This window comes from Mediterraneibacter sp. ICN-202921, from assembly GCF_037890075.1.
Taxonomy (GTDB): domain Bacteria; phylum Bacillota; class Clostridia; order Lachnospirales; family Lachnospiraceae; genus Mediterraneibacter; species Mediterraneibacter massiliensis.
Genome location: NZ_JBBKBE010000001.1, coordinates 277,354 through 294,190 on the forward strand (window position 1 = coordinate 277,354; position 16,837 = coordinate 294,190).

The following is a 16,837-nucleotide window of genomic DNA, read 5'->3' on the forward strand; positions in this document are numbered from 1 at the left end:
AATTTGGACGGAGTATTTCAACTATACCCCGTCCTGTGCAGAAGCTCTGTGATGATTGTCTTTATGTCTTCATCCGCATATTCATCAATTACGTCCATTCTTTTCAAAATACTGTTTTTGCAGGGTCCTCCATTTCTACTGATTGCGGCAAATGTTATATTAGACTGCTGTTTCTGCAGGGCATGGATTGCATACTGTAACTTCCATAACAAAAATGTATTGGAATCCATTTTATTCTGTTCGATTTCTTCTCTGCATTTTGGTAATTTTAAGCGTAGTATACTCTCTTTACAACCCACCATTTGTGCAATTTTGTGGAAACTTACATACGTTGGCTTTTTGCGATTTTGATATAAGAGGTCTTTAACAGCCTGTTTCACCAACGGCAGATAATATAGGTCCATTTCTTTCCACTTAGCAGGAATATATTCTCTTGGCATGTGTTCTTCCGTCCACTCCTTGTCATGCTCTCTAAGCCACCGCATATGTGTCCTGTTTTCATTAGATATAGCGCTGATTTGATGTACGTTCTTTCCGGGGTATTTCTTGATTAACCGCATCCATTCCTTACGCTCATTCCGTATGCGCTCCTGTAAATGAGATGTTTGCTTTTCTTTTTTAAAGCTACTTTCAATACCGGCTTCTTTGCAGTATCCTATTACTTTAGATAAATTCTCATGGAAAACATCGGCAGTCCTTCGATAACTGTTCCCTGCCTCTACATAGGCTAAGATGTCATCCCGTTTCTGATTATAAGTAATTGATACCGGTCCCATGCATGGATATAAAATTGTTTCCATAGGAATTTCCAAGAAATAGGCTATCTGTGTAATGATAACCGGATTCTTATGATTCTGTTTAAAAATAGCATTTATGCGTTCAGGTGTTCCCAAATAAGGTATTTGTGCATCTTGATAGAATCGTTTACAGTCTCGGTCCAACTCCTTTAATAACCTAACTTCTCCATTTCTTGCTACATATTTCGTTGATTTTAAAAAGTTTGCAAGATAGGTACTGAAGTTCTCTTCTTGTAAAAAATAGCCTCCATTCATAATTCCGCACTGATACCGAGCATACTTCTGTTGCTCTTGTGTCCCGGAGTTTTCCATGAGGTCAGTCACATAAGATTCTGCTGGAATACAATGATTTGAAATACAGGCTTTCCCAGACAATCCGATATTGGTTTCTATTAGTTTTACTCCATGTTCCGGACAGACATCTACTGTTTCCAATTGATGACTCCGATGCCAGTAAGTCTCTCCGTATGTATGCCGGTCATATTCTGCACAAATCGGACAGTATCTTAATAAAGGCTGCTTTTTCTGACGCAGCATGCTTTTACCATAACAGCTGCATTCTTCGGGAAGGCTGTCGTAGAAACTCTTCCGTATATCATAGGACGCAAAGCGCATGTCATAAGGATAAAGTGTATGACGCATAATCAGATTTCGGACGGCTGCGTCACCTCCTAAGAATGTAATGGCCTCTTCCGAGAACCGGTTATAGTATTTCATATTCAAATGGATGGATTTCGTCTCCTGCAGTAACTGGCTGAGATAGGATTGTTTTGCATACATTCCGCTATGTTCTGTTCCCCGGCAGAGTACGCTAAAAAGTAGTTCATCCGGATATGGAACCGGAAAATACGCAATCACAGCGTCACCTCTTCTATTGTAATATAGTCTTTTAATAATTTGCAGGCATCCTCTCCCTTTCGTTTTCCTTCCATTAAAATCTGATATAAATTTATCTCATCCGTTTCTGTGGTCACAGCTGATTGCTGGACCTTTCCTACCTTTGACTGCCTTTTGGTAATCGTCTTTTTCTTTTGGATAATATGCTGCTGCATCAATTTCATCCGTTCTTGATAAGTTTGATTTAGGACTTCCAGGTTTAACCGTTCCTGACCTTTTATAATGGCGATTTCCTGTGCATCATGTAATAAAGAAATTACCGTAGAGGGGAGTCCAGCGCTGTGTTCATACAGCCATATCATGATTCCCTCCGTTATTTCCGATTTATAGCGGACATATTGATAGGCATACACCTTCCTACAGAAATTCTGGAAAAATTCGTCATACGGGAGTGCTTCGTATCGCAGGCCAATCGAACGTCGGGCAAGCTGCATTTTCTGTTCAAAGAACAATTCCGACTCTGGAGTGCCTACCATACAGATACTAATGCCACTGTTATTGATAAGCTGGGTAAAGACCCGGACTAAACTGTTCCCATTTTTATGCACACACACATTTTGTATTTCATCCACAATCAGCAATCCCACGTGGTTCATCAATACCTGGCTTACAATCCCAATAAGGGCATCTGTAGATGCATAGCGAGATAGCCGAGGCGTATAATAGTCCGAGTCCAGCCTGCAGTCTATAAGGCGCAGCACTTCATACAAAAACCCTTTCACAGAGCAGTCAAATGGACACTGGCAATTCAGAATCGGTATCATTTTCTGATAAGGCATCTCTGTGCAAAATGCTTTTTCACCTTCCAATAGTCCGATAGATTGAGAAAGCGCACTGCTCTTCCCGATTCCAGAAGGTCCGATGATAGTAAAACTGTCACTTCCACCTATGACTCCATTTCCAATATTTCCACCATTTCTTATATCTGCATTGACAAGCCCCTGACGAATGACCTGCAGCCGGTTTTCCTTTTTCAAAAAAGACTGATGCAAAGCAAGATATACCTTGCTGTAAATTTCCATGGACATTACTGAAGGAATATATATATGGTATAAATCGGATAGCGCTAGGAGACGTTTTGCCGCATCTGCTCGCCTAATATTATTGTTGTAATTAGGAAGAACGGTCATTGCTTTCATTATTTCTTTTCCAGAAAGCATGTCCGGAAGAAAGCTAACTATATTATTCATGGATTCCCACCTCCAGCACTAAATCATTATGGCTGTGTTTTTGAGCCTTTTTCCGGACATTACGGGTATGTTTTCGAACAGTTCCAGACTGAACCGTCCGATTTTCAGTTACGCTTTGAATAAACTGCATCAATCTGATTTCTGCCTGTAATTCTTCCTCCTGTTTCGCAGTGACCAGTGACCGCCTTTCTTTCTTTAACTGTCTGGCTTCTTCCAGTGTGGAATCTATTAAGCCGGATTCAACCAAAGAAAATGGTATGAATTTCAGATTATCAAGTAACCATACCGTACTGATATCATCCGGATTATAAGCAACAATCACCCTGCCGCCCTTCAAATACTGCTCTGTATAGTCTGGATGAGCATACCGGATGCCGTTGACATGAAGTCCTGTGCGTTTAAATACGCCTTCTGTCCGCGGCAACAGGCATTTGACCAGTTCAGTATCAGATACTGGAATCAAATTCCAGCTGTCATGCTCTTTTTTCCAGTTCCAAATAGCATTCGCTGTCGGCTGTATAGCTTCGTCTATCATTTCATTGCTGTATGGATATGTCTTGCATACCCGTTCCTTATTATAAAAAAGGATGCATTTTATAAGAATTCGCTCAAATTCAAACAGAGTTAAACAGGCATCTTTTCGATAATCGTGTACACCGCGTTCCTGAAAATCTTTTTCTACAACTCCTTTCCCTTTCAGATATGGTTTGTAATAGTTCTGCACGATATCGAAAAACTTTTCTACCGGTCCCTTTAATTCTGGACGGTATGGCGGGAGATTCGTAAGCGTCACCCCAAGTTCCGTTACCTGTTCAAAAGTCCCGGAAGTATATTCAGCGCCCATATCCGTAATAAATTCCGCAGGAAGTTCATAGCATGGCCAATCAGCCTCATCTATCAGGATTCCAAATGATTTGCAATGTTCTTTTTTATCTTTCAGTACATTCAATAAAAGGCCTGTAAGACTATATACGCCCCCTTCCCAGGACAACATATAACCGCAGCATAAACTGGAATGAGCATCCACGCAGACTGTCAAAATAGGACGTCCAATCAGTTCGCCGCTGTCATTGATAAGATAGATATCGCAAACCGTAGCATCCAGCATCCCGACACCGATATAAGGAGCGAACTCCTGAATCCCTTCCCCGATACAGGGACGGTCATTCCTTTGGTAATTACTTTTTCCATTTCTGGAAATATAGAAGTTTTGCATATTTTTCGTTTTCCGATAATAATAACGGAACTGATAAAAAGACGGATAGGATTCCGTCAATACGCCGGATGCATTACAATATCTTTCCTTCAACATAATTCGGTAAGCTGTTTTCAGGCTGTTCTTGTTCATATTATAGAAATACCGGTTCAACGCCCATCGGATATTTTTCTCGTCCTTTGTCAGCGCCCTCTCCGTATATATCCGTTCCTTCGGTGCAAGTGCTTCGATGTCCAGAGCTACTAGATACTGTATCAGATATTTCCGGATAGTCTGTACGGATACATTGTATTTTTCTGCTGCTTCCCGAATCCGGGCACTGCGTTCCTTTTTCTTTCCGATATGTGGCAATATTGGACATATCATAGAAAATCTTTGATGCATGACTTGTTTTTCTTTTCGGCTCAAGATTCTTTCTTCCAGAGGCAGCTCTGCCGGTTTCATATCTTCCAGTTCCGTTTTAAGCATCCAGCATGGCATTGTTTCATGAGTGCAGTCAATAACCAATGCCATCGTCTCATTTTCTTCCAAAATACGATAAACAGTTTTTTTTGATTGTATGACTTTATTCTGCATCTACAACAATCCCCCAATCCGTAATGCCTAGTGCTTTCCAATAATTCCGGGACGCTTCTAGCAGCTTTGCAGTCATAGGTTTTGTAAGTTGTTTCCGGTAAACGCATTCACGCACTATTTTTTCATGATTCATGGTCTCAAAGACAAAGTCCGTACAGTATCTTTTTTCTTCAATGGGGTCCTTAATAGGCACGTTGCACCGGACAGCTAGAATATCTGCATTCTCCGAAAGCTGAGTAGCATAGGCAAACATGATTTCATCATAGGTGATACACACACATTCAAATTTAGGCAGACTCCGTTTCTGCTGTCTCCCTTTGTAATCCATTCTGTTCATAGTTATCCTCCATAGTCTGTATGAAATTGTAAGGGTACACTGCAGCAAGAAGATTGCTCCGTTTAAAAGTTCCCAAAAGTTTCCCAAAAACGCCCCAAAAACTTCCCAAAAACGCCCCAAAAATCAAAAAAGTTCCCAAAAATTGCAGTTTTTGGGAAAATCATAGAATTTTTGGGGAAATACAAAATGCCCGCAAACGTGTCAACCATGCGGGTTTCAGAGAAAAATAAACTATATACACTCCTTTCCTTTCCCAAAAACTTCCCAAAAATACTATGTCGCGGGGCAACATGGATTATCGTGGTTTTGCCCGTTTGGGGCAATTTTGGATTATCCGGTTCGTCCCCCGATTTTCCTCGACAGCAACATTCTTTCTGCAGTTCATTTTGCTGAGTCTGATTTTGGAAGGAATCTGGGAAAGCCATGGAAGGTCTTATAAATCAAGGGCTTGACGTGGCTTATCTCGGAATTTCTTTCATCAAAAAGAGACCCAACACAGAGGAAAACCTCTGTACTGAGTCTCACTTTTTCGGGTTTAGGCTGGGTCGTGGACGATACGGGAATTTTTTCCCTAACACGATACGTGGCCTTGCCCTTAATTAATCATTCTGCCACGTCTCTCATACTGAAACTGAATCTTCCCATCTTGTCTTTGCCAAGACATACGACTTTTACCACATCGCCTAAAGAAAGAACATCTTCTACTTTATTGACTCTTTCCTTAGAAATTTTAGAAATGTGAACCATGCCTTCTTTTCCTGGTGCAAATTCCAAGAATGCGCCAAACTCTTTGATGCTGACAACTTTTCCTTCAAATACTTGTCCTGCTTCAAAGTCTGTCACAATCGTGGTGATCAGTTTGGCAGCCTTGTCCATACCTTCTTTTTCTGTCCCGCAGATGGATACAGCTCCGTCGTCTGTAATATCGATCTTCACACCTGTCTCATCAATGATCGCATTGATCGTCTTTCCTCTTTGACCAACCACATCTCCAATCTTCTGCGGATCAATCTGCATCTGTATGATCTTAGGCGCATATGGTCCAACTTCCGGTCGAGGCTCGCTAATTGCTTTATCCATGATCTCATCCAAGATATATGTTCTTGCCTTCTTTGTCGCAGCTATCGCTTCCTCAATAATCGGTCTTGTCAGACCATGAATCTTGATATCCATCTGGATTGCAGTAATTCCCTTATGTGTTCCTGCAACCTTAAAATCCATATCTCCAAAAAAGTCTTCCAATCCTTGTATATCCGTCAGCACCAAATAATCGTCATCTGTCTCGCCTGTTACCAGACCGGCTGAAATCCCGGCTACAGCAGCCTTGATCGGCACACCTGCTGTCATCAGTGACATACTAGATGCACATACACTTGCCTGAGATGTAGAACCATTTGATTCAAATGTCTCCGACACGGTCCGGATTGCATATGGGAATTCAGACTCATCCGGCAGTACCGGAAGCAGTGCTCTTTCTGCCAATGCCCCATGTCCGATTTCGCGACGTCCCGGACCTCTGGATGGTTTCGTCTCTCCTACAGAGTATGACGGGAAATTATAGTGATGCATATATCTCTTGGATGTTTCTGCCTCATCCAAACCGTCGATTCGCTGTGCGTCAGACAATGGTGCCAATGTTGTCACTGTACATATCTGTGTCTGCCCTCTTGTAAACATAGCAGAACCATGTACTCTTGGTATCAGATCTACTTCTGCGGCAAGCGGACGTATCTGGTCGATCGCACGTCCATCCGGACGTTTATGATCTTTTAAGATCATCTTTCTGACTGTTTTTTTCTGATACTGGTAGATTGCTTCTCCCAGAACTTCCAGCCATTCTTCATTTTCTGCAAATGCTTCTTCCAGCTTCTGTGTGATCAGACGGATATTTTCTTCTCTTGTCTGTTTATCATCTGTAAATACGGCTTCTTCCATTTCTGTCGGAGGAACGATTTCTTTGATAGCGGCAAACAGTTCTTCCGGCACTGCACAGCTTGTATATGTGTGTTTTGGTTTTCCACATTCTGCAACGATCGTATCAATAAAAGCAATGACTTTTTGATTCACTTCATGCGCAGCAAAAATCGCCTCGATCATCTTCGCTTCAGGTACTTCATTTGCCCCCGCCTCGATCATGATCACCTTCTCTTTTGTAGAAGCTACTGTAAGAGCAAAATCGGATGCTTCTTTCTGCGCGGCTGTCGGGTTAAATACGAATTCTCCATCTACCAGCCCTACCTGTGTAGTAGAAATCGGTCCGTCAAACGGAATATCAGAAATACTTGTTGCGATCGCCGCACCAAGCATTGCTGTCAGTTCCGGGCTGCAGTCCTGATCCACTGACATGACCAGATTTTCTAGTGTAACATCATTTCTGTAATCCTTTGGAAAAAGCGGACGCATAGGGCGATCGATCACACGACATGTCAAAATCGCATTTTCAGATGCCTTTCCTTCTCTTTTATTAAATCCTCCCGGAATCTTTCCTACCGCATACTGTCTTTCATTATACTCTACGCTCAAAGGGAAGAAATCGATCCCATCTCTTGGCTTTTCTGATGCCGTTGCCGTACAAAGAACAGTCGTATCTCCATAATGCATGAGAACTGCTCCATTCGCCTGTTTCGCTACTCTGTCAACGTCTACACGAAGAGTTCTGCCGGCAAGTTCCATTTCAAATTTCTTGTACATGTTTTTCTCCTTTTTATATTCAAACATTTTCAGACCAAAGCCCCGAAACTACTGAAAAACATATTGTACATCATCAATATCCTTTTCAGTGGTCTCGGCTTTATGCTTTTAGTCCATAATCTTTTATATTATATCACATTCTATATAGTTAAGCAATCAAAAAGGAAGCTGCAACAGCTTCCTTTTTTGTAGTATACACTATTTTCTTAATCCAAGTCTTTCGATCAAGCTACGATATCTCTCAATATCTACCTTTTTCAAATATGCAAGCAGCCCACGTCTCTGTCCTACCATTTTCAAAAGACCTCTTCTTGAATGATGATCCTTTGGATTTGCCTTAAAGTGCTCAGTCAGTTCATTGATTCTTGCTGTCAGAATCGCAATCTGTACTTCCGGAGAACCTGTATCTCCTTCACTTCTGCCATATTCTGCGATAATCGCCTGTTTCTTTTCTTTTGCAATCATTGTTGCTCCTCCTTATACTCTTTATTTAACCGCCAGATATTAAGTAACGGTTGGAGTTATCCTGTTACCGAACATCGGCTGATTTCATACTTGCTAAGTATACCACAGGAAATATCTTATGTAAAGCTTTTTTCTCCTCTATATACGTAATGACAATATTCGCTTTCTCTTCTTAGTGCTTCACCTGACTGCTTTCGTCAAGCAATAAGACAGATCAATCAAACGAAAGATCTCTGAAATACGCCTTTCCATAAGAAATATCCTGTTCCACATGTTTTTTTAGTTCTTCCAAAGAAGAAAATGTTGTCTCCGGCCGTTCAAAACTATGGAATTCAATCTCCGTCTGTTTCTCATATGCATCCGCATTATATGCAAAAGCGAATACTTCTGTCAGTCGTTTCTGTTCATCGGACACAGTAGGCTTTACGCCTACATTCCCAATTCCTTCATACCAGATCTCATCTACTTTTATCCGACAAGCATATACCCCGAATCGGGGCAGTATTTTTCCCTTCTCCGGCGCCACATTCATCGTCGGAAACCCTAAAGTTCGTCCAAGCTGTTTGCCATGTTCTACGACGCCTGTCATACCGTAACGGTATCCCAAAAGGGTATTGGCAAGTTCCACCGCCCCCTGCGAAAGTGCTTCTTTGATATACGTACTGCTGATCACCTTTCCTTTATATTTTTCCTTCTCGATCACATCCAGTTTATATCCATATTCTGAAGCAAACTCTGCCAGCATCCTCACATCACCCTTTTTTCCATATCCAAAATGGAAATCTGCACCGACAGCGATATACTCTGCGTGAAGTTTTTCTGCGAGAATTTCTCGGATAAATGTCTCTGCTTTCATAGTTCGCAATTCTTCCGTAAATGGACAGGTGATCAGCCAGTCCACCTCTCCTGAGAGCCTTGCCTTACGTTCTGCATTTGTCATCAGGCACTCTCGGCCCATATCAAACGTAAACACAACACTTTCACAGTTTTCATCTGCATGTTCTTTTATTTTAGCAAGCAATTTCTGATGTCCTCTGTGCATGCCGTCAAACTTTCCCAAAGTTACAGCTGTCCGCTTCTTCCCTTGATAGGATTGGATGTCTGTAATGTATTGCATGTCTTTTATCCTTTCACTTCCTCCTGGCTCAAAAACATTTTTCTTACCTTAAAACTTTTCTTTTTCTCATCGTAATAAAAAATCCCGATAAACTGCTGTTCTTCATCATAGACTCTTACTTCCTCGTCTGCATGATGGCACACAGCATCCGCTTGTTTTGGCGCCGGAAACGTATTCCCATTATACGCAAGTCTTGCCTCTTTCTCTCCTACCGTAACCATTCTTAAACCTGAAAACATACGATCTGTCGGAATGAGGATTTTATCAAACTCACCTTTTTTCATATACATTTCTATTTCTTCTAACCGCAGACTGTCTTCTACCGCAAAACAACCTGCCTTTGCGCGCAACAATTCTTCCATACAGCCTCCTGTACCGAGCTGTACCCCTATATCATGACATAGCGTGCGTATGTAGGTCCCCTTTGAACAATGGATACGCATCCTGACTCTGGGAAGTTTCATCGCAAGAATATCGATCTGATAAATCTGTACCTGACGCGGTGTCCGCGTCACTTCCTTTCCTTCCCTAGCAAGTTCATATAATTTCTTTCCATTTACCTTAAGGGCAGAATACATTGGTGGAACCTGCTCATATGCGCCAATGTATCCATGTATACAATTTTTCACGTTTTCTTCTGTCAAATGTGCTGTTTCTTTTTCCTTGAGAACCGTCCCGGAAATATCCTGCGTGTCTGTCTCCTTTCCAAGGAGCAAGGTACACTCATATATCTTGTCTTTCTCTGTAAGCAGACCGCACAGTTTAGTCGCTCTCCCAAGACAAACCGGCAGAACTCCCTGCGCATCCGGATCCAATGTTCCCGTATGCCCAATCTTTTTCTGCTTTGTGATTCCTCTTAACTTTGCCACTACATCATGGGAAGTATATCCTTTTTCCTTATATACATTCAAGATTCCGTTTATCATGCTTTTTCATCCTGCACTTTCCTCTGTCCCAACTGATGCAGAATCTGCCTGCTGATATTATTGATCACATCATGTGCCGTTCCTTTTAAGGTGCAGCCCGCTGCGCGGACATGACCGCCGCCTCCGAAATATCGGGCGATCCTGCTTACATCCACCCACTCCTTTGAGCGCAGACTTACTTTAAAAGTATGCAGTTCTGTTTCATGCAGGAATATCGCCACTTCACATCCCTTTGTCTGACGAAGCTGGCTTACGATTCCTTCCAGATCAGAGGGAACCGCCCTAAAAAACTCCATATCTTTTCTTGTGACAACTGACACGATACAGCGTTTATCCAAAATCAGCATACTCTCCAGCAGAGCCTTTCCCAATATCTGATTCTGTACATATGTTTTTTCATAATATGTCTTATCTATGATCGCATTTCCGTCGATACCTTTGCGCAGTAATTCCGCAGCAGCTTCCATTGTCTCCGGAGATGTGCTGGAATACTGAAATATCCCTGTATCATGAGCGATTCCCATGTAAAGTGCCTCTGCACATACCTTACTGATTTTTTCCTTGTCAAGCAAGGTGAAAACAAGCTCTGCTGTAGAACTTGCATCCGGTACGATATAGTTGCTGTCTGCAAACGCCTCATTACTGATGTGATGGTCTATGCACGCTGTTTCTTTTGCCTGTTCAAAGAGCTCACTTGCGAAACCAAGACGTTTTATATCACCACAATCCAGACAGATAAAGAGATCATAGGGCTCACACGGATATATTTCTGTCTTTGCTTCTTCTGTACCGCAGAGGATCTGAAATGCCTGCGGCACTTCTTCTAGATATACATCTGTCTCAAGCTCTGGATACTGCTCTTTCAAATACAGATACAATCCCATCGTAGATCCCACACAATCTCCATCTGGACGGACATGCCCGCCCAGCGCTACTCGTTTCTTTCCCTTTAGCAAATCGGCTAATACCATATTCATCCCACCTAAGCCTCATCTTTTATATTCTTTGTCACCTCATCTATCTTATGACTGATATTCACACCATATTCGATAGACTGATCCACAATAAATTTGATTTCTGGCGTATTTCTCATATTGATGGTCCTGGCAAGTTCCCGCCGGATATATCCTTCCGCGCTCTGCAGACCCTTTATTGTATCCTCCTGCGCTTTTTCGTCTCCTAATACACTGATGTACGCTTTGCAGGTTTTTAGGTCCGGTGCCACCTCTACTGCCACAACGGAAGTCATTGGAGCCACTCTAGGATCTTTGATCCCGCCGCGGATGATATTACTTAGTTCTCTTTGGACCTCCGCATTCACTCTTGTATTTTTGATACTATTTTTCCTCATACTAAGCTCCCCTTTTCACCTCCGGGACTTTTTCCCGGCTTTACTTTCTTTCTGTCTCTACCATCTTATAGGCTTCTACTTCATCGCCTTCTTTAATATCATTATAATTCTCAAATACAAAGCCACACTCGTATCCTGCTTTCACCTCTTTTACATCGTCTTTGAATCGTTTAAGAGACGCAAGCGGACCGTCGAATACCACGATGCCATCTCGGATCAGACGCACAGAACAATTTCTTTCAAATATACCATCTTTCACATAAGCGCCTGCGATCGTACCTACACCGGATGCTTTGAATGTCTGCCGTACTTCTGCGTGTCCTAACGTTTTTTCTTCGAACACCGGATCCAACATTCCTTTCATAGCCGCTTCTACATCCTCGATCGCATTATAGATTACTCTGTAAAGTCTTAAATCCACTCCCTCACGGTCTGCGATCTCTTTTGCCGTCGCATCCGGACGCACATTAAATCCTATGATGATCGCATTGGAAGCAGATGCCAGGATCACATCCGATTCGTTGATCGCGCCGACGCCGCCATGGATGATCTTAATGACAACCTCATCATTGGAAAGTTTCAGGAGACTCTGCTTGATTGCCTCCACAGAGCCCTGCACATCTGCTTTCACCACAATGTTCAGTTCTTTTAAGTTTCCTTCCTGTATCTGAGTAAACAGATCATCCAGCGACATCTTAGATTTCGTATCATCCAACAGTTTTACTTTATTGTGCGCGATAAATGTCTCTGCAAAACTTCTCGCTTCTTTCTCAGACTCGCAGCCTACAAATACTTCCCCGGCATTTGGCACGTCGTTAAGGCCTAAAATTTCAACCGGCTGTGACGGCCCGGCCTCTTTGACCCGTCTTCCCTTATCATCCATCATGGCACGAACTCTTCCGTGCGCGCTTCCTGCCGCGATCGCATCTCCTACATGGAGTGTACCTTTCTGCACAAGGACCGTGGCTACAGAACCTTTTCCTTTATCCAGTTCTGCCTCGATCACCAGTCCACGCGCAAACCGATCCGGATTTGCCTTTAACTCCATCACTTCCGCTGTCAAAAGAATCATCTCCAGCAATTCCGGGATTCCTTCTTTCGTGTGCGCGGATACAGGAACAAAAATCGTGCTTCCGCCCCAGTCTTCAGGGATCAATTCATATTCTGTCAATTCCTGTTTTACACGCTCTATATTTGCGCTTGGCTTATCGATCTTGTTGATCGCCACAATAATCTCTATTCCTGCTGCTTTCGCATGATTGATCGCTTCAACTGTCTGCGGCATCACTCCATCATCTGCGGCAACTACCAGAATAGCAATATCTGTAGAATTCGCTCCACGCATACGCATCGCAGTAAAAGCTTCATGTCCCGGCGTATCTAAAAAGGTGATCTTTTCTCCGTTTGCCTCTACTACATAGGCGCCGATATGCTGTGTGATCCCGCCTGCCTCACGGCCGATCACATTTGTATGACGGATAGCATCGAGCAAAGAAGTTTTCCCGTGATCGACATGCCCCATTACGCAGACTACCGGAGGACGTTTCACCATTGTACTTTCGTCCTCTTCCTCCTCTTTGAGCAATTCTTCAATCACATCTACTACTTCTTCTTTCTCACAGAGCACCTCAAATTCCATTGCGATTTCTTCCGCTGTCTCAAAGTCGATCTCCTGATTTACTGTAACGACTTTTCCTTGTAAAAATAATTTCTTTACAATAACAGAAGGTACGATCTTCATTTTATCGGCCAGTTCCTTGATCGTAAGTACTTCCGGAATAACAATCTGTTTAATTTGCTCTTCTTTTTTCTCTTCCGGTTTCGGCTGTGGTTTTTTCACTTCGGCAACATTTTTTTGTTTCTTTCCTTTCTTGCCTTTGCTTTCAAACGCCTCGTCCCTTAACTCTTTTTTCTTGTAGTCTTTCTCTTTATCTTTTACTTTGCTGCGCTGACTCTTCTGCTGTTGTTCCACAATCGGCATAGAAAGAGATTCTCTGTCTTCTCTTCTGGAATCGCCTTTCGCCGGACGCTGTCCCTGACTATCAAACCGACGATTTCCGCTGTTATTTCTGCCATCTCTTCCATCTCTTCCGGATCTGGACGGACGGCCACCTTCCGACCCGAAATTCCCCTGTCTTGTATCTCTGCGTGGTGTATTTCCGGATGGACGGCTTCCCTGCTGTGCTTCACCGCCGCTGCGGTTTATTCCTTGCCCATATCCTTTTGAACGATTCTGTCCCTGTGTATTTAGGCTTCCCTGGCGCCTGCTCTCTGAAGATGTATTTACGGCCGGACGGGTACTTCCCTGAGATGACGTTCCCATTGAATGTGCACTTCCCTGCGCCCTCGCTCCTGTCGTCTGCGCAGAACTTCCCTGTGCCTGCATTCCCGTCGTCCGACTCGTGGACTGAGTTGTCTTTCCTGTCATTCGATTCGTATTTTGTGATGTACTTTCCTGGGAGATCGCACCTGCAGGACGCATATTTCCTGTTGAACGCACGTTTCCTGCCGGACGCGCAGTCCCGTGTGCCGTATTGTCTGCCGGACGACCTGCAGTCTGTGCAGCACTTCCCGCCGAACGGCCTGCCTGTGCCGGTCTTACAGGGCGACTGCCTGCTGTACCTTGCACCGGACGAGCCGCTCCCGATGGTTTTTGTCCTCTAGCCGCTGGTCTATTTCCCTGTATTCTGCTTACATTCTTAGAATTCTGCGGACGGATCACAAATGCAAGATTCTTTTTTTTCGGAGCTGCATCTTCTTCCTTTTTCTTTTCTGGTTTACCCGCTTCATTTCTAATTTCTTCCACTACATTTTCCTCCAGAGAACTCATGTGACTTTTTACCTCCACATTCTTTTTTCCCAGAATATCCATCAGTTCTTTATTGTCCATCCCCAACTCTTTTGCCAGTTCATGCACTCTCATTTTCGACATATATTACTACCTCCTTTATGCAATATCCTCTCTCGTCTTAAATTCCTTCTGAATTCCCTTTGCAAATCCTTCGTCCAATATCGCCAGAGATGCACGGAATTCTTTTCCCATTGCATGCCCTAAGGTATCTTTATCTCCGTAAAAATAAATTGGAACCTTGTAAAATTTACACATTTCCCGAAATTTTTTCTTTGTGTTGTCAGATGCATCCGCCGCAACAATGACCAGAAAGGCCTTTCCTGCCTTTGTTTCTCTTTCTGTCAAGAATTCTCCGCTCGCCGTCTTTCCCGCTTTCGTTGCGAGTCCGATCAGGGATAATATCTTATCTTGCCTCAATCTCCTCCATCTCCCTTTCCAGCTTTTCATAAACCTCCTTGGGGATCGCCTGCCCAAAGGAACGTTCCAGTCCTTTCGTTTTGACTGCTTTTTCAAAACACTGCCGTGACAGACACATATAAGCGCCCCTTCCGTTTTTTCTTCCTGTCGTATCCAGGGAAAACGCTCCGTTCTCATCGCGCAGCACCCGTATCAACTCTTTCTTCGGTTTCATCTCTTGACATCCCACACATTTACGCATAGGAATCTTCTTTTTATTTCCCAAACAAGTCACCTCTGTCTACATCTTATGCTTCACCGTCATCTGTCTCTATGAATTCATATTCTTCATCTTCTGCCGCATCCTCATAAGTCTCATCATATTCTTCCTCATAATCCTCGTAGTCTCCGGTGTAGCCTTCTTCTCCCATCAAGCCCATCTGTTCCATATAGTCTTCCGGAAGTTCTCCTGATTCGATAGCCTGCGTCTCGCTCTTAATGTCGATCTTATAGCCTGTAAGCCTTGCTGCAAGTCTTGCATTCTGTCCTTCCTTACCAATCGCCAATGAAAGCTGATAGTCAGGCACGATCACGCTTGCCACCTTCTCCTCCGGATCCGCCATAACAGAAATAACTTTCGCCGGACTTAACGCATTTTCAATCAAAAGCGCCGGATTTTCATCCCAGTTGATAATATCGATTTTTTCGCCTCGCAATTCCTGCACTACCGCATTAACTCTTGCACCATTCATCCCGACGCAGGCGCCTACCGGATCTACGTTCTCATCATTGGACCAAACAGCCATTTTCGTACGGGATCCCGCTTCACGGGCAATGCTCTTGATCTCCACGGTACCGTCTCTGACTTCTGCTACCTCCGCCTCAAAGAGACGTTTTACCAGTTCTGGATGAGTACGGGATACTAAGATCTTCGGTCCTTTTGGCGTATTCTTTACTTCTACCACGTATAACTTAATCCGCTCTGTAGGCTTAAACGTCTCTCCTTTTACCTGCTCGTTCTCCGTCAGCATAGCATCTGCCCTGCCCAGATTGATACTGATATTCTTGCCTACGTAACGCTGCACGATACCTGTTACGATATCTTTCTCTTTTTCAAAATACTGGTCGAACACAACCTTTCGTTCTTCTTCTCTTATTTTCTGGAGTATCAGATTCTTTGCGTTCTGTGTAGCAATACGGCCAAATTCCTTCGACTGTACGGAAACCTGTGCCACATCTCCCAGCTGCAGAGAAGAATCTAGCTTTTCCGCTTCTTCCAGGCTGATCTCCAACGCCGGATCCATCACTTCCTCTACCACTTCTTTCTCGGCATATACAGCATAATCGCAGGTTTCTCTGTCCATGATCACTTTGATATTGTCTGCTGTTCCAAAATGATTTTTGCAGGCGCTGATCAAAGAGTTCTCTATGGCATCCATCATTGTTTCCTTACTGATATTTTTTTCCTGCTCAAGAATCGTCAATGCTTCCAGTAATTCTGTATTCATTTTTTATTTCCTCCTAAATTTAAAAATCCAAAGCTAAACGAATCAGCGCGATCTCACTTTTCTGAAATGTCTGTGTGGACGCATCCTCATAGGTGATAGTCACAGATTCTTTGTCATATTCCTTTAAAATACCGACAAACTCTTTCTGCCTGTCAATAGCCTTGTATGTCCGTATCTCCACTTCTTCTCCCAGACTTCTCTGAAAATCTTTTTCTTTCTTCAAAGGTCTGCCAAGCCCCGGTGAACTTACCTCAAAGATATATGAATCTTCAATATAATCTTTCTCATCTAAAATATCGGAAAATCTCCTGCTGACTGTTTCACAGTCATCTACTGTAATCCCGCCGGGTTTGTCGATGTAGGCGCGCAAATACCAAGTACCTGCCTCTTTTACATACTCCACATCCACCAGTTCAAACCCATTTTCTTTCACGATCGGCTCTAAGAGTTCCTCTGTCTTCTGCTCGTATTCTTCTCTTCTTGACACGACAAACTTCCTTTCTCTAGTATATACTTACT

General features: G+C 43.2%; 15 protein-coding genes. All 15 read right to left on the reverse strand.

Annotated features, from left to right (window positions below; translation table 11 throughout):
- Nucleotides 1-17: 17 nt before the first annotated feature.
- Complete coding sequence (locus WKT01_RS01365; RefSeq protein ID WP_340311325.1) at nt 18-1,655, reverse strand: TnsD family Tn7-like transposition protein; 1,638 nt, start codon at nt 1,653-1,655, stop codon at nt 18-20.
- Nucleotides 1,652-2,884: an AAA family ATPase gene (locus WKT01_RS01370; RefSeq protein ID WP_340311326.1), complete on the reverse strand. Its 1,233-nt coding sequence runs from the start codon at nt 2,882-2,884 to the stop codon at nt 1,652-1,654. Before WKT01_RS01370 ends, WKT01_RS01365 begins: the two co-directional genes overlap by 4 nt.
- Nucleotides 2,877-4,676 carry a Mu transposase C-terminal domain-containing protein gene (locus tag WKT01_RS01375; protein WP_117975523.1) on the reverse strand — a complete coding sequence of 600 codons (1,800 nt, stop codon included), beginning with the start codon at nt 4,674-4,676 and terminating at the stop codon, nt 2,877-2,879. Before WKT01_RS01375 ends, WKT01_RS01370 begins: the two co-directional genes overlap by 8 nt.
- Complete coding sequence (locus WKT01_RS01380; RefSeq protein WP_117975524.1) at nt 4,666-5,013, reverse strand: hypothetical protein; 348 nt, start codon at nt 5,011-5,013, stop codon at nt 4,666-4,668. The genes WKT01_RS01375 and WKT01_RS01380 overlap by 11 nt, the downstream gene beginning before the upstream one ends.
- A 603-nt stretch (nt 5,014-5,616) precedes the next feature.
- The gene (locus tag WKT01_RS01385; protein WP_340311327.1) at nt 5,617-7,704 is read right to left on the reverse strand and encodes a polyribonucleotide nucleotidyltransferase; all 2,088 of its coding nucleotides are present in this window, start codon (nt 7,702-7,704) and stop codon (nt 5,617-5,619) included.
- Between the two features lie 198 nt (nt 7,705-7,902).
- A complete protein-coding gene (rpsO, locus tag WKT01_RS01390; protein ID WP_059069791.1) occupies nt 7,903-8,169 on the reverse strand; it encodes a 30S ribosomal protein S15 in 267 nt (88 codons plus the stop codon).
- A 214-nt stretch (nt 8,170-8,383) separates the two neighbouring features.
- Complete coding sequence (locus tag WKT01_RS01395) at nt 8,384-9,286, reverse strand: bifunctional riboflavin kinase/FAD synthetase (RefSeq protein ID WP_117975527.1); 903 nt, start codon at nt 9,284-9,286, stop codon at nt 8,384-8,386.
- Nucleotides 9,287-9,291: 5 nt separating this feature from the next.
- On the reverse strand, nt 9,292-10,212 hold the full coding sequence (gene truB, locus WKT01_RS01400; protein WP_117975528.1) for a tRNA pseudouridine(55) synthase TruB: 921 nt from the start codon (nt 10,210-10,212) through the stop codon (nt 9,292-9,294).
- Nucleotides 10,209-11,189 carry a DHH family phosphoesterase gene (locus tag WKT01_RS01405; protein WP_117975529.1) on the reverse strand — a complete coding sequence of 327 codons (981 nt, stop codon included), beginning with the start codon at nt 11,187-11,189 and terminating at the stop codon, nt 10,209-10,211. The genes truB and WKT01_RS01405 overlap by 4 nt, the downstream gene beginning before the upstream one ends.
- Nucleotides 11,190-11,194: 5 nt before the next feature.
- On the reverse strand, nt 11,195-11,563 hold the full coding sequence (gene rbfA / locus WKT01_RS01410) for a 30S ribosome-binding factor RbfA (protein ID WP_117975530.1): 369 nt from the start codon (nt 11,561-11,563) through the stop codon (nt 11,195-11,197).
- A 40-nt stretch (nt 11,564-11,603) separates the two neighbouring features.
- The gene (gene infB / locus WKT01_RS01415) at nt 11,604-14,495 is read right to left on the reverse strand and encodes a translation initiation factor IF-2 (protein WP_117975531.1); all 2,892 of its coding nucleotides are present in this window, start codon (nt 14,493-14,495) and stop codon (nt 11,604-11,606) included.
- 15 nt (nt 14,496-14,510) lie between these two features.
- Nucleotides 14,511-14,831, reverse strand: a complete 321-nt coding sequence (locus tag WKT01_RS01420; protein WP_117975532.1) for a L7Ae/L30e/S12e/Gadd45 family ribosomal protein — start codon at nt 14,829-14,831, stop codon at nt 14,511-14,513.
- Complete coding sequence (gene rnpM, locus WKT01_RS01425) at nt 14,818-15,096, reverse strand: RNase P modulator RnpM (protein WP_117975533.1); 279 nt, start codon at nt 15,094-15,096, stop codon at nt 14,818-14,820. Before rnpM ends, WKT01_RS01420 begins: the two co-directional genes overlap by 14 nt.
- A gap of 22 nt (nt 15,097-15,118) precedes the next feature.
- Nucleotides 15,119-16,318, reverse strand: coding sequence for a transcription termination factor NusA (gene nusA, locus WKT01_RS01430; RefSeq protein ID WP_117975534.1), 1,200 nt, complete (start codon nt 16,316-16,318; stop codon nt 15,119-15,121).
- A gap of 19 nt (nt 16,319-16,337) precedes the next feature.
- Nucleotides 16,338-16,805, reverse strand: coding sequence for a ribosome maturation factor RimP (gene rimP / locus WKT01_RS01435; RefSeq protein WP_059069805.1), 468 nt, complete (start codon nt 16,803-16,805; stop codon nt 16,338-16,340).
- Nucleotides 16,806-16,837: the final 32 nt, after the last annotated feature.